The following is a 12,692-nucleotide window of genomic DNA, read 5'->3' as shown; positions in this document are numbered from 1 at the left end:
AAAGCTCACTTAAAAACGAAAATCTCTCGCTCCGTCTTCAATAAGCGCGAGTTCCTCGCGAACTTTATTAACTACGTTCTCCCGAGTGATATGCGCTATTTGCTTGTCTATTACTTTAAGCCCAAGCGCCTTTGTGTCATTCCCTGCATAATCACACAAATACTCCTTGAGCGTCAGCAGTGCGTTCGGCAGACAACAGTTCGATATCTGACCGCTTTTGCACAAACTCATAAAGCGGTCACCTACACGTCCGGCACGATAGCAGGCTGTGCAGAAGCTCGGTACAAAACCACGTTCCATCAGCCAGTCAACCACTTCATCAAGACTTCTGTTATCGCTGACATCGAACTGTTTGGAATTATCCTCTTCTGCTTCTTCTTCCGCATAACCGCCGACGCTTGTCCTCGAACCGCCGCTGATCTGTGATATACCGAGTTCCAATACTTTTTCGCGACATTTTCTGCTTTCACGTGTAGAAACTATCATGCCTGTATAAGGCACAGCCACTCGTATACACGCTACTATTTTAGCAAAAACATCATCGGATATGCCATTATCAAAGGTCTCCGGATCAATATCTTCAGCCCGCCTTATGCGTGGAACACTTATTGTATGCGGTCCCACACCGAAACGTGCCTCCAAATGCTCCGCATGCATTAAAAGTCCGGCAAATTCATACTTATATGTAGACAGTCCAAACAGCACGCCGCAGCCTACATCGTCTATACCGCCCAGCATCGCTCTGTCCATAGCTTCTGTATGATAATCGTAATTATGTTTTGGGCCTGTCGGATGAAGTTTCCCGTAATTTTCTTTATGATACGTTTCCTGAAAAAGAATATAAGTTCCTATCTGTGCTTTTTTGAGCATTCTGTACTCTTCCAGCGTAGTCGCCGCAATATTGACATTCACACGTCGTATGGCACCATTCTTATGCTTTATATTATATATAGTATGGATACTATCCAGTATATACTCAATGGGATTATTCACAGGATCTTCGCCGCATTCTATGGCAAGACGTTTATGTCCCATATCCTGCAAGGCTATTACTTCTGTCTTTATATCCTCCTGCGTCAATTTACGTCGGCATATATGTTTATTTTTTGCATGATAAGGGCAATATACACAACCGTTCACGCAATAATTGGACAGATACAAAGGTGCAAACAAAACTATCCTGTCCCCGTAGAAGTCCTCTTTTATCTTTTTTGCCAATTTGAAAATCTGCTCGTTCAACTCCGGTATATCGCATGCTAAGAGCACGGAAGCTTCACGATGCGACAGTCCTTTGTTCTTTTGCGCTTTTTCTAAAATTTCTTCAAGCATCACCCGGTTATGTTTATTTTTCTCCGCATAACCGAGAGTTTCCATAACTTCCTCATGGTTTATAAAATCATCTGCATGTTCTGACTTGGCATCATACACAAAATCGTCTTCTTTCTAAAACAGCTTCTTCATAAATTATTAGTTTCCAGATAAAACCTGCATATTACCTGCCCCTGCGCGCTATCTTCTTCATTTGCTAAAATCAAATTCCTTTTCTCTTGCATGATAATGCGTGTGCAGCAGTTTATGTGCGGTTTCACTGCCCGGTGCCTCCAAAAATTCAGCATATAATTTTTTCAGATAAGGATTTTCATGTGATTTACGCAATTTGCTGCTTCTATCTATCGTATAAAGTGCTTTTATGCGTTCTTTTGTAGCCGCAAAAGTAGTAGTCACCGGCTGTCCGCCGCCGCCTACACACCCCCCGGGGCAGGCCATTACTTCAATAAAATCATAGTCGCATTTACCGTCACGCAGTTTATCCATGATGAGTGCGGCATTCTTCAAAGTGTGCACTACCGCGATCTTTAAATTATGCCCGCCAATTTCCACCTGGGCTTCCTTTATACCCTCAAATCCCCTGACAGGTGTATATTCCAGTGTAGGCATCGGCTTATCCGTCATCCATTCATAAGCCGTGCGCAAAGCTGCCTCCATAACACCGCCGGTGGCTCCGAAAATAGCTCCGGCGCCTGTAGACTCGCCCATGGGGTTATCAAACTCGCTTTCCGGCAAATTATTGAAATCTATACCAATATATTTTATGAGCTTTATCAATCCACGTGTCGTTATAACTGCATCGGTATCGAAAAGCCCGTTTTGTGTCAATTCCTGACGTTTCGCCTCATATTTTTTTGCTATGCATGGCATAATTGCCACCGAAAAGACATTTTTCGAAGCTATATTTTCCTGTTTGGCATATTGTGTTTTAGCTATAGCTGAAAAAATAGCCATAGGAGATTTTGTTGTAGACAGATGTGCGATCTTATCGGGATAGTGCTTTTCCATAAAATTGACCCAGGCCGGACAGCAGGATGTCGTCATCGGCATTGTTTTATTATTTTTCAGCCTGTCAATGAGTTCCCCTGCTTCTTCCGTTATGGTCAGATCCGCACCGTAATTTGTGTCGAATACTTTATCAAAGCCAATCATCCGAAGCGCTGAAACCATTTTCTTCGTCACGATACTGCCGTCCGGCAGCCCAAATGCATCACCGAGCGCCACACGCACAGAAGGAGCCGTCTGCACTATAACAGTTTTATCAGGATCAAAGATAGCATCCAGAACCCTGTCTGTATCGTCTTTTTCTACTAATGCTCCGACAGGACAGACAACTGTGCATTGTCCGCATAAGACACAGTCAGTCTTATTAAATTCCTCCTCATAAGGAGTAGTAACCTTCAGACCCGTACTTCTTCCCGCAAAACCAATTGCCTCTATTCCCTGCACATCCTTGCAGACACGTATACAGCGCCCGCATTTCACACATTTTTCCGGATCATGAACAAGGCTCGGATTAGTCGTTTTCACTGGTATTGATTCGGCAACATGTGTCAAATTAGGACGAAGTACATTAAAGCGACTGCATAAATGCTGCAGCACGCAATTTCCATTACGCGGACACGTCAGACAATTTTCTTCATGGTCAGCCATTATCAGCTGTAAAATCCCTCTTTGTGTATCGCGTACTACTTTTGTATCAGTAAAAACTTCCATACCGTCCCAGCATTCAGTGGCACAAGCTGCCAAAAGGCGTTTTTTCCCTACCACCTCCACAGAACAAATACGGCAGCGGGCCTTGACTCTCTGATCAGGATGATAACACAAATGCGGAATATCAATGTGCAGCACTTTAGCTGCTTCCAATATCTTAGTCCCCTTTTTAACTTCCACAGGCATACCATTTATTTTTAAGGTAATCTTTTCTTCCATCAGCCAACAGCCTCCGTTTGTGTTTTTGATGCAAAAACCTCAGGGAAAACATCAAATGCCGATTTTAAAGCATTCTGCGCCGTTTCTCCTAACCCGCACAAAGATGACATAGGCATAACTCTGGCAAAGGTTTTCATCGTCTGTATATCTTCATCAGTATAAGTCCCATTTTTTATTTTCTCCAGAAATATTCTTATATGCCTGTTGCCTTCACGGCACGGCGTGCACTGTCCGCAGCTTTCATGCAGGAAAAAATCCTGCGTATAACGCAGAAAATCTATGACACTGGTGCGTTCATCTATTACCAATATTGACCCTGATCCGATTATTAAATTATTTTTTGCAAAATCTTCATAACTGTATGATATGTCAAGTATACGGTCATCCGATATTTTTCCTGATGCACCGCCAAACTGTATCAATCTGATTTTGTGATCTTCCTGTATTCCGCCCGCCAGCCCGTAAACTATATCACGCACTGTTATACCAAAGGGAACTTCATATACTCCCGGTTTATTGACATTTCCACCCACACTGACCATTTTTGTCCCTATTGACTCTTTCGTTCCTGCCTGCATATACGGCACCGCATCATGCAAAAGATGAGGCACAATAGACAGACTCTCCACATTATTGATACATGTTGGCCGGGCAAACAGTCCGCTTTGCTTCATGAAAGGAGGCTTCATCCGCGGTCTTCCCGCCTTTCCTTCTATAGAACGAATAAGCGCCGTTCCTTCTCCGCATACATAAGCACCGGCGCCGCTGTATAAATGTACATCATAATCCCATCCTGTACCCAGAATATTTTTTCCTAAAAAACCGCGTTCTTTTGCCTGCTTTATAGCATTTATGAGTCTTGGCCTCAGATGAGAATATTCAGCGCGCATATAAATATAACCATCCTCCGCATTAACGGCCCAGCCTGCGATCACCATCGCTTCGATCAGATTAAATGGATCATTTGTAATAAGTTCACGATCTTTGAAAGTACATGTTTCGCCTTCATCCGCGTTGCAAATGACACAATGATGCGGTCTCTTTACCGCTCGAGCCTGGCTCCATTTTCTGCCCATTGGGTATTCCGCACCGCCGCGTCCTTTTATCCCCGCGTCTGATAAAACTGCGGCAATGTCCTCCCCTTCCATATCAATCGCTTTCTGCAAAGACTGAAACCCGCCAATATTCATATATGAATCTATGGAAAAGACATCGTACTTACCAAAGTTTTCTGTTATATAATTAATCTTCTGCATAAACAATCCTCCAGATAATTCAAACAAACTGCTCAAGCAATTTGCGTACTTGTTCTTTTGTTTTCAACGGTCCGTATACCGTTTTATTGATTCTCACCGCAGGTGCACGATCACAGGCACCAAAACAAGAAACTTTCTCTATCGTGAATCTTCCATCGTAGGTTACTGTACCAAAATCTATACCTAAAAGTTCTTTTAGTGACCCTAATAAAAAATCGTTATCGTTTACCTTACATGCAACACTGTCACAAATTTCGATGGGATAACGGCCGCGCGGTTCCTCATTGAGTGCGTCATAAAAAGTTATGCAGTCATATATTACCGATAATTTCAACGGTAATTTCTCAGCAATATAAAATGCTGCCGCCTTAGGAATATAATGCTGCGGTATTTCATCCTGCACATCAAGAAGGATACCGACAATCTGAGTAAAATCATGATAATGATTGTCCAAAATTTTTTCAATTTTGCTTTTTAACTCATCTGTAAGTTCAAATTTACTGCTGTCCTCAATCATAAATACAACCTGCTTTCAAATTATTTTTTAGCTGTATACACTTGCAAAGCTTTAGATATTCGGAAAATATTGATATACCAGTCAGTTGACATTATCACTTATGAAAAAAAAGAATAGAACTCAGCCTGTTTAAACTAAAATAAATAAAAATTTTTTGTCATTTTTTATTTAAAAAGTCTTTTATATCATTATAGTTTTCGAAAAATTTAATATTATTAGTATTAATCATCAGATAAATTTAGTATACTCTATGCTTATAGAAAATAAAAGTTCTTCTGCAAAATAAAAATTTCACTAAGTTATGTTTTTACCAGCAAACAGCAGCAAAAAAACACCCCTCAGAACAATTGAAGTGATTCCATAAAGTTAAACCTAAAATCTAACTTATGGATATCACCCCAAATAACTTGTTCTAAAGGGTGCTTTTTGCAAAATCAGCCGACAAGAAATCTTATATATGGTCCGCTCATTTCTTTCGCTTTGAGGCGGACACAATTACAGCTTGATTATTATTACAGGTTCTATATTTCTCCGACCAAATCAATGCCCGGTTTTAATGTCTTTGCGCCAGGATGCCAATTGGCAGGACATACTTCGCTGCCGTGTTTAGCTACAAATTGTGCTGCCTGCACTCTGCGCAGAAGTTCTTCCGCATTACGCCCGACGCTGCCTTCAATTACTTCATAGCCAACAATCTTTCCTTCCGGATTGATTATAAATGAGCCTCGGTCGGCAACTCCCGAATCTTCAATAAGTACATCAAAATCTCTGGCAAGGGTGCCTGTGGGATCACCCAGCATAGGAAATCTTATCTTCTTTATTGTATCCGAAGCATCATGCCATGCCTTATGAACAAAATGGGTATCGCATGAAACAGAATATATTTCACAACCGATTTCCTTGAATTTATCATATGTGTTTGCCAGATCTTCAAGTTCTGTAGGACACACAAAAGTAAAGTCAGCAGGATAAAAGAAAAATACCGACCACTTGCCCAGAATATCTTTTTTGCTTACAGTAGTGAACATCTCATCAATATAAGCCTCAGTAGAAAATTCACCGACTTCCTTATTAATCAACGACATAATATTCCTCCTTACAAATAAATAATGTTTGTACCTAATGATAATTAATATCATCTACTGATGGTTATTATATCAAACTCATATCAAATTTGCAATAATTCAATTAAAATATGTTTATGCGATGAAGTATATTCACTATCCCAATACTTTTTTTGCAAAATATTATTAGATATCATCTATAATATGAAAAATTTATCTGTACACTGTCGTTTCTGCGACATACTTTTTATTTCAAAAATGCTATTATTATTTTAATACATAATTTATCGCTGATCGTGATTATCTCATATACAATCAATTATTCTACACAGTTGATCATAAAAATGAAGACTGGGCATGCGCCTGGTCTTTATTTTTTTTATTTGACGATATTATTTCACATCAAAAATTATTAAAGCAAAGGAGTAAAAAATGTTATTAAATCCAAAAGTTTACGAACTGTTAAAAAAGGAAAGCACTATAAAAATTTTATCAACCATAAATGAGAATAATCAAATCCACACTGTAATAAAGGATTCTCTGCAGATCTGCGATGATCAGCTGCTGTATCTGGAATATCTGGAGTCATCTACTACAAATAGAAATTTGACTTTCAGTATGTGGTTTAAAAACTCTGTTACTGTTCTTATTTTAAGCGAAAATAAAACCTCATATCAAATAAATGTCACTCCGGTAAAATGCATCGTCAGCGGCCCCGTATTTCAAAAATTTTATACTGAAACTCTGCAAAAACATAATGACACTGATCTGGCTGCTATATGGATCTTTGAACCGGATGCAGTTGTCAATGAGACTTTATCGGTACGACAAAAAGAAGAACGTGCCCAAAGACCTTATTTTAAACATTTAGACAGACTGGCTTTATAAGGAGAGAATATATTGGTATCAATTTCATTAAAAAACAAAATCAGCACTGAATATCCTTTATCCAGTGAACTAAAAAGCCTCACTCAAAAATATGCACAGTTTCCATATCTTATAATGTTAAAAACAGATATCCAAAGGCGCGGCATTTATTATACTCATGAAGCTTTGAAAAAAGCCGATCCTACTGTTCATCAGTTAGCCGGTACACATATTTTCGGAACACGTGATGGTATTCTGACCCATCGGCCTGAAGCATTTATGCTGCGTGACGGCACCTCTGTTCTTACTACACCGACTCCGCTGGAGCAGAACCCTTATATAATTGATCTGAGAAATGACAAATTGACTCTTGTAGACGGACAGAACGAGCTTGAAGAAATAGAATATTGGACAAAACCCGATTTTTATGACAAAACCACAAAAAGCGGCATACCAATGAATTTAATAGCCAGCGCCAGACCTCAGCGCATTTACATAATGCCCAACCGCTATTGTTTTTTCTGGAGCGATAAACAAAATTGTCTGTTCTGCGACATTGTTAATAACCTGCAAAAACAAAAAAAAGAACTAAGCATGCCTACACGCTTAAAGCCAGAAGATGTTGAAGAAACAATCAGTGAAGCTTTAAAACAAAAAGGCCGTTTTACCGCAATTTGTTTGACATCCGGCTCTGATTTCAACGGTGTCAATGCTTTTGACCGTGAAACTGATTATTATATTGAAATTTTAAAAGCCGTCGGAAAAAATTTCAAAACAAAAAAATTCCCCAGTCAGTTAATTGCTACGGCTTTTAATCAGGATCAGCTTGGCAGACTTTATGAGCAGACAGGTATATTAAGCTACACTCCTGATATTGAAGTACTTAACGAGCGCTTGTTCAATTGGCTTTGTCCCGGAAAAGCTCATTGGGTGGGCTACAAAGAATGGAAAAAAAGACTTAAGGAAGCTGTTCCTATATTTGGCCGCGGTTATGTAAATACCTGCATCGTTGCTGGAATAGAACTTGCGCAGCCTTATGGATTTAAAAGCGAAGATGAAGCTTTAAAAAATGTTCTGGAAGAAGCTGAGGACCTCGCTGCAGATGGAGTCAACACTGTTTTTACCGTCTGGTCACCCCGTCCGGGCTCAATAATAGGCAATCAAAAAAACGCTTCACTGGAATATTACATTCGATTGGCCTCGGGACTGCATGCTCTCAGGAAAAAATATAAGTTGCGTCTTGATCATGACGATTACAGACGCTGCGGCAATCATCCTGATTCTGATCTCGCCAGGATTTTATAAACAGCTTTTTTACAATATCCGGAAAAAATATAAATAAAACTCGCTTATCAGGCGAATTATCAAAAATGACAGGAGATTATAATATGGCCTACCACAAATTTTTAGTTCATGAAAAAAAAGACAGTGTTGGTGTCGCAATAACCGATATAAAAAAGGGCGAATTCGTCAAGGGTGTTTTTTTGGCAGATGAGGGTGTTCTTAATATAACCGCTGCTGATTCTATTCCTCTTGGTCATAAGATAGCTCTGAATTCTATAAAATCCGGTGAATTTATAATCGAATACGGAGAAAAAATTGGTCGTGCCTTTAAGGATATCAACCAAGGCAGCTGGGTTCATACACATAATTTGAAAAGTATCCATTGGGTAAAAAAATAATTAAAATCTGGAGATAATAGATATGAGTAAAAAAATTTTGGCATATAAAAGAGAAAATGGCAGTTTGGGAATACGCAATTATGTAGCAATTATTCCTGTTGACGATCTGTCAAATAACGCCGCCGAATCTGTTGCAAAAATAATAAACGGCACCATAGCTTTATCCCATCCGTATGGACGTCTGCAGTTTGGCGAAGACCTTGATCTGCATTTTCGTACTCTGATCGGAAATGGTGCCAATCCTAATGTTGCAGCTGCTATCGTCATTGGGATTGAGCCGAACTGGGCAAAAAAAATTGCCGACGGGATTGCCCAAACCGGAAAACCGGTGGCATATTTTGGCATCGAAGGTTACGGCTTGCTTAAAACAATCGAACGAGCTTCCCGTAAAGCAAAAGAATTCGTTCAATTTGCCACCGCACAGGAAAAAACAGAAGCAAATTTGGCTGATTTGATAATAAGTTTCAAATGCGGTGAATCCGATACTACCAGTGGTCTGGCTGGAAATCCGACAGCAGGCCGTGTTGCAGAGCATTTAGTTAATGAAGGCGGCACAGTTATAATAGGCGAAACATCAGAAACCACTGGTGCCGAACATATATTGGCGCAGCATTTTGCTTCAAAAGAATTAAGTGATAAATACCTGCAAATTCATCGCAACTACCTGAAAATTATCGAAGCCAGCGGAGAAGATCTATTGGGTTCACAGCCTACCGAAGGCAATATTGCCGGCGGACTCACTACTATAGAAGAAAAAGCTTTAGGCAATATTCAAAAAGCCGGCCGCAAGGAAAAAATTCTTATCCAAAGTGTGCTCGATCTGGCAGAAAAACCGCACACTAAAGGTCTTCATTTTATGGACAGCTCATCAGCTGCGGCAGAATATATAACACTTATGGGCGCCGCGGGAGCAGCATTACACTTATTTATTACGGGACAAGGCAATATTGTCGGTAATCCGATAGTCCCAGTAATTAAAATTACCGCGAATCCTAAAACAGCAGTCGAAATGTCAGAGCATATCGATGTAGATATCAGCAGTGTACTTACTCATGAAATCAATTTGGATCAAGCTGCTGATAAAGTTCTTGATGCTCTCACTGCTGCGGCTCGCGGACAGTATACGGCAGCCGAGGTCCTCGGTCAGCAGGAATTTGTGTTAACCAGATTATATCCCAGTGCATGATATAATTCGCAAATAAATTATTCAGAGCAGGAGCATACATATGAAAAAGGTCATTATTGGTATATTAATAGCGATAGTAGTCATAGCCGGTATCAAGGCGGCTTTATCCTTTCAACAGGCACAGACCAGCCAGCCGGCTCAGGACGGCAGTACCAAAGTGATAAGGGTAGGTTATCAGGCCAGCAGCTCACTGACTGTCCTGCAAAAGCAAAAGAAGATTTTAGAAAATGAATTTGCGAAAGATAATGTGAAAATAGAATACAGACTATTTTTAGCAGGGCCGCCGATGAATGAGGCACTCGCCAGTGGGCAGATCGATGTGGCCAACATGGGCCCGCTTCCTGCGATCTCGGCTAAAGGCAATGGCATTGATGTAAAGGCAGTAGGCAGATCCTACTCGGATGATTATTATTACAGCCTGTTAGTTCGTCCCGATGCAAATATTTCCTCCTTGAACGATCTTAAAGGTAAGAAAATCGGTGTTCAGCTTGGTTCAGGTGCTTATGTTTTTTTCCTGTTTCTCATCGAACAAAATAATTTGACACAAAATGATTTTAATATAGTAAATATGACCACCTCTGATCAAAAAACCGCCTTGCAGGCCGGTAATGTCGATGCAGTTGTTACATGGCAGCCTTTTGTTGCCGATATCGAACTTGATCAGGCAGGTAAAACTTTGATCAGCTCCAAAGGCATTATAAAAACAGCCGGCGTATATTTAATGAGGACTGAATTTACTAAAGAACATCCCGATCTGGTCAAGGGATTTCTAAAGGCACACAATGATACTGTCACCTATTTGAAGGAACATCCCGACGAATCCCTGAAATTGATAGCCGATGATAGCAAAATACCGGAGGCTCCATTGAAAAAATCGTTGCAGACAATTAATTGGGATATATATTTCACGCAGGACGATCTCAATACTTTCACTAAAATAAAAGATTTGATGAAGGCCGACGGAAAGATAAAAAAAGATTTTGATATAAATGATTTTGTAGATCAATCCTTCCTCAATTAAGTTAATCCAAATTGAACGCAGCCAATTATGAAATATAATTTATTGGCTGCGTTAATAAATTATATTTAGGATAATATCATGAAAAAAATATATTTATGGTTCACTGAAAATTATTTATCGATAATAGTTCCTTTAATTTTATTGCTTATATGGGAGTCTTGCAGTCGGTTCAACCTGATAGAAACCAAATTTTTACCATCACCTTCATGGATCATAAGAGAATTCTTCATTCTGCTGTCTAACGGCGAACTGGTAAGAAACCTGCTTATCAGTATAATACGCGTTGCAGAAGGATTTTTCATTGGTGTCAGTTTAGGTATAATTGTCGGTATTCAGGTTGCATTAAATAAGAATCTACAAAAATCAGTCCGCTTTATTTTTGGTATTTTAAGACCTATCCCAGTCATCGCATGGATTCCTGTATTAATATTGTGGCTGGGTATTGATGAATCTTCCAAAATAGCGGCAATATCCATAGGCAGCTTTTGGTCAGTTTTAGTCAGCGTAGTTCAGGCAATAAGAAATGTAGATAAGAAATATCTGGAAGTGGCTAAAGTTTTACGAAAAGACTACAAGACAACAATGCTTGACGTGATACTGCCTTCAACGCTGCCGGAAATTTTTACGGGTATACGGATCGGTATTGATGTAGCTTGGCGAAGTGTGATAGCAGCTGAACTCATTGCCGCTTCAGCAGGTATTGGCTATATGATCATGTACGCCCGTGAATTATTTCAGATTGATATCGTTCTGGTAGGAGTGTTTTCCATCGGGCTGACGGGTATAGTTATCGAAGAGTTGGTAAAGGTGGCCGAACGTCATCTTTTGCGGTGGAATACTAATATTTACCAGGAAGAAGTGACAAGAAAAATATGAAAAACTTAGAAAAATTGTCATTGCTTAACATAAGTAAATCTTTTTTTATCAAGGATAAAAAAATTGATGTTCTCAATGATGTAAATCTGGACGTCTCTCCGGGTGAATTTGTAAGTATTATCGGCCCAAGCGGCTGCGGAAAAAGTACATTGCTGAAGTTGATTATCGGCCTCAGCAGTCAGACTGCCGGCAGTATTTTATTGGGTGGGCATGAATTGCAATACTCCACCCACGACATCGGCATTGTTTTTCAGGAGGCACGCTTATTCCCCTGGTTATCAGTATATAAAAACATTACTTTCGGACTGGAAAATAAGCAATTGTCGGAAGATGATAAGAACGATGTCCAAAAGCATATTAAACTTGTAGGCCTGGAAAGTTTTGCTGATGCTTATCCTTCGCAATTATCCGGCGGTATGCAGCAGCGTGTGAGTATTGCCCGTGCCCTTATAAGCCATCCTAAGGTATTGCTGCTTGATGAACCCTTCGGTGCACTGGATGCAATAACACGTATTCATATGCAGCAGGAAATAACTCGTATATGGCAGACTGAAAAAAGTACTATATTGTTAGTTACTCATGACATTGACGAGGCCATATTCCTCAGTGATCGTGTAATAGTCATGTCCAACAGGCCGGCGACTATCAAAAAGATCATACCAGTGGAACTGCCCAGACCGCGTGACAGAAATGGTTATGACTTTCTGCTGCTGCGCAAAAAAATCTATAAAGAATTTTTTGATGAAATTGAAATACCTTTTTCTTTCAACATATAAAATATTTTAAATCAGAACGGGACAATAATTTAAATTGAAATCTTATTAAATTTATTATTGTAATTTGCATCTTTTCTTAATATATAAAATAATTCAAATAAAATATTTTATTAAATGATAACTTTTTTCAATTTACAATGTGTCATTTTAATGATATTATTATTTATAGCAACGGCGCTTGAAGTA

Annotated in this window: 12 protein-coding genes; 7 read left to right on the top strand and 5 right to left on the bottom strand. The window is 39.5% G+C overall.

The window, feature by feature from the left end; genetic code table 11:
- Positions 1 to 9 precede the first annotated feature (9 nt).
- From hydG to ahpC, 5 genes are all read right to left on the bottom strand, one after another.
- Positions 10 to 1,428 carry a [FeFe] hydrogenase H-cluster radical SAM maturase HydG gene (hydG, locus tag NXG61_RS05160; protein WP_307224999.1) on the bottom strand — a complete coding sequence of 473 codons (1,419 nt, stop codon included), beginning with the start codon at positions 1,426 to 1,428 and terminating at the stop codon, positions 10 to 12.
- Between the two features lie 90 nt (positions 1,429 to 1,518).
- Positions 1,519 to 3,261 carry an NADH-dependent [FeFe] hydrogenase, group A6 gene (locus NXG61_RS05155; RefSeq protein WP_196605170.1) on the bottom strand — a complete coding sequence of 581 codons (1,743 nt, stop codon included), beginning with the start codon at positions 3,259 to 3,261 and terminating at the stop codon, positions 1,519 to 1,521.
- On the bottom strand, positions 3,261 to 4,517 hold the full coding sequence (locus tag NXG61_RS05150) for a complex I 51 kDa subunit family protein (RefSeq protein ID WP_196605171.1): 1,257 nt from the start codon (positions 4,515 to 4,517) through the stop codon (positions 3,261 to 3,263). The genes NXG61_RS05155 and NXG61_RS05150 overlap by 1 nt, the downstream gene beginning before the upstream one ends.
- A 19-nt stretch (positions 4,518 to 4,536) precedes the next feature.
- Positions 4,537 to 5,034, bottom strand: a complete 498-nt coding sequence (locus NXG61_RS05145) for a complex I 24 kDa subunit family protein (protein WP_307224996.1) — start codon at positions 5,032 to 5,034, stop codon at positions 4,537 to 4,539.
- Between the two features lie 521 nt (positions 5,035 to 5,555).
- A complete protein-coding gene (ahpC, locus tag NXG61_RS05140) occupies positions 5,556 to 6,119 on the bottom strand; it encodes an alkyl hydroperoxide reductase subunit C (RefSeq protein ID WP_307224994.1) in 564 nt (187 codons plus the stop codon).
- A gap of 411 nt (positions 6,120 to 6,530) precedes the next feature.
- On the opposite strand from ahpC, the gene NXG61_RS05135 reads away from it, so the two are divergent.
- The 7 genes from NXG61_RS05135 (at position 6,531) to NXG61_RS05105 (ending at position 12,506) form a co-directional block, all read left to right on the top strand.
- Positions 6,531 to 6,986 carry a hypothetical protein gene (locus NXG61_RS05135; protein ID WP_196605174.1) on the top strand — a complete coding sequence of 152 codons (456 nt, stop codon included), beginning with the start codon at positions 6,531 to 6,533 and terminating at the stop codon, positions 6,984 to 6,986.
- A 12-nt stretch (positions 6,987 to 6,998) separates the two neighbouring features.
- Entirely contained in the window at positions 6,999 to 8,270 is a 1,272-nt protein-coding gene (locus NXG61_RS05130) for a radical SAM protein (protein WP_196605175.1), read from the top strand.
- A gap of 83 nt (positions 8,271 to 8,353) precedes the next feature.
- The gene (locus NXG61_RS05125) at positions 8,354 to 8,647 is read left to right on the top strand and encodes a UxaA family hydrolase (RefSeq protein WP_196605243.1); all 294 of its coding nucleotides are present in this window, start codon (positions 8,354 to 8,356) and stop codon (positions 8,645 to 8,647) included.
- Positions 8,648 to 8,669: 22 nt separating this feature from the next.
- A complete protein-coding gene (locus NXG61_RS05120) occupies positions 8,670 to 9,833 on the top strand; it encodes a UxaA family hydrolase (protein WP_307224991.1) in 1,164 nt (387 codons plus the stop codon).
- Positions 9,834 to 9,873: 40 nt separating this feature from the next.
- On the top strand, positions 9,874 to 10,854 hold the full coding sequence (locus NXG61_RS05115) for an ABC transporter substrate-binding protein (RefSeq protein ID WP_196605177.1): 981 nt from the start codon (positions 9,874 to 9,876) through the stop codon (positions 10,852 to 10,854).
- 78 nt (positions 10,855 to 10,932) lie between these two features.
- Positions 10,933 to 11,730 (top strand): ABC transporter permease, encoded by a 798-nt coding sequence (locus NXG61_RS05110; protein ID WP_307224989.1) that lies wholly within the window; start codon positions 10,933 to 10,935, stop codon positions 11,728 to 11,730.
- Complete coding sequence (locus NXG61_RS05105) at positions 11,727 to 12,506, top strand: ABC transporter ATP-binding protein (RefSeq protein ID WP_307224987.1); 780 nt, start codon at positions 11,727 to 11,729, stop codon at positions 12,504 to 12,506. The genes NXG61_RS05110 and NXG61_RS05105 overlap by 4 nt, the downstream gene beginning before the upstream one ends.
- Positions 12,507 to 12,692 lie beyond the last annotated feature (186 nt).

The sequence above is a fragment of the Pectinatus haikarae genome (assembly GCF_050916305.1).
In the GTDB taxonomy this organism is placed as follows: Bacteria; Bacillota; Negativicutes; order Selenomonadales; family Selenomonadaceae; genus Pectinatus; species Pectinatus haikarae.
This window is presented reverse-complemented; position numbering and strand designations above follow the sequence as displayed.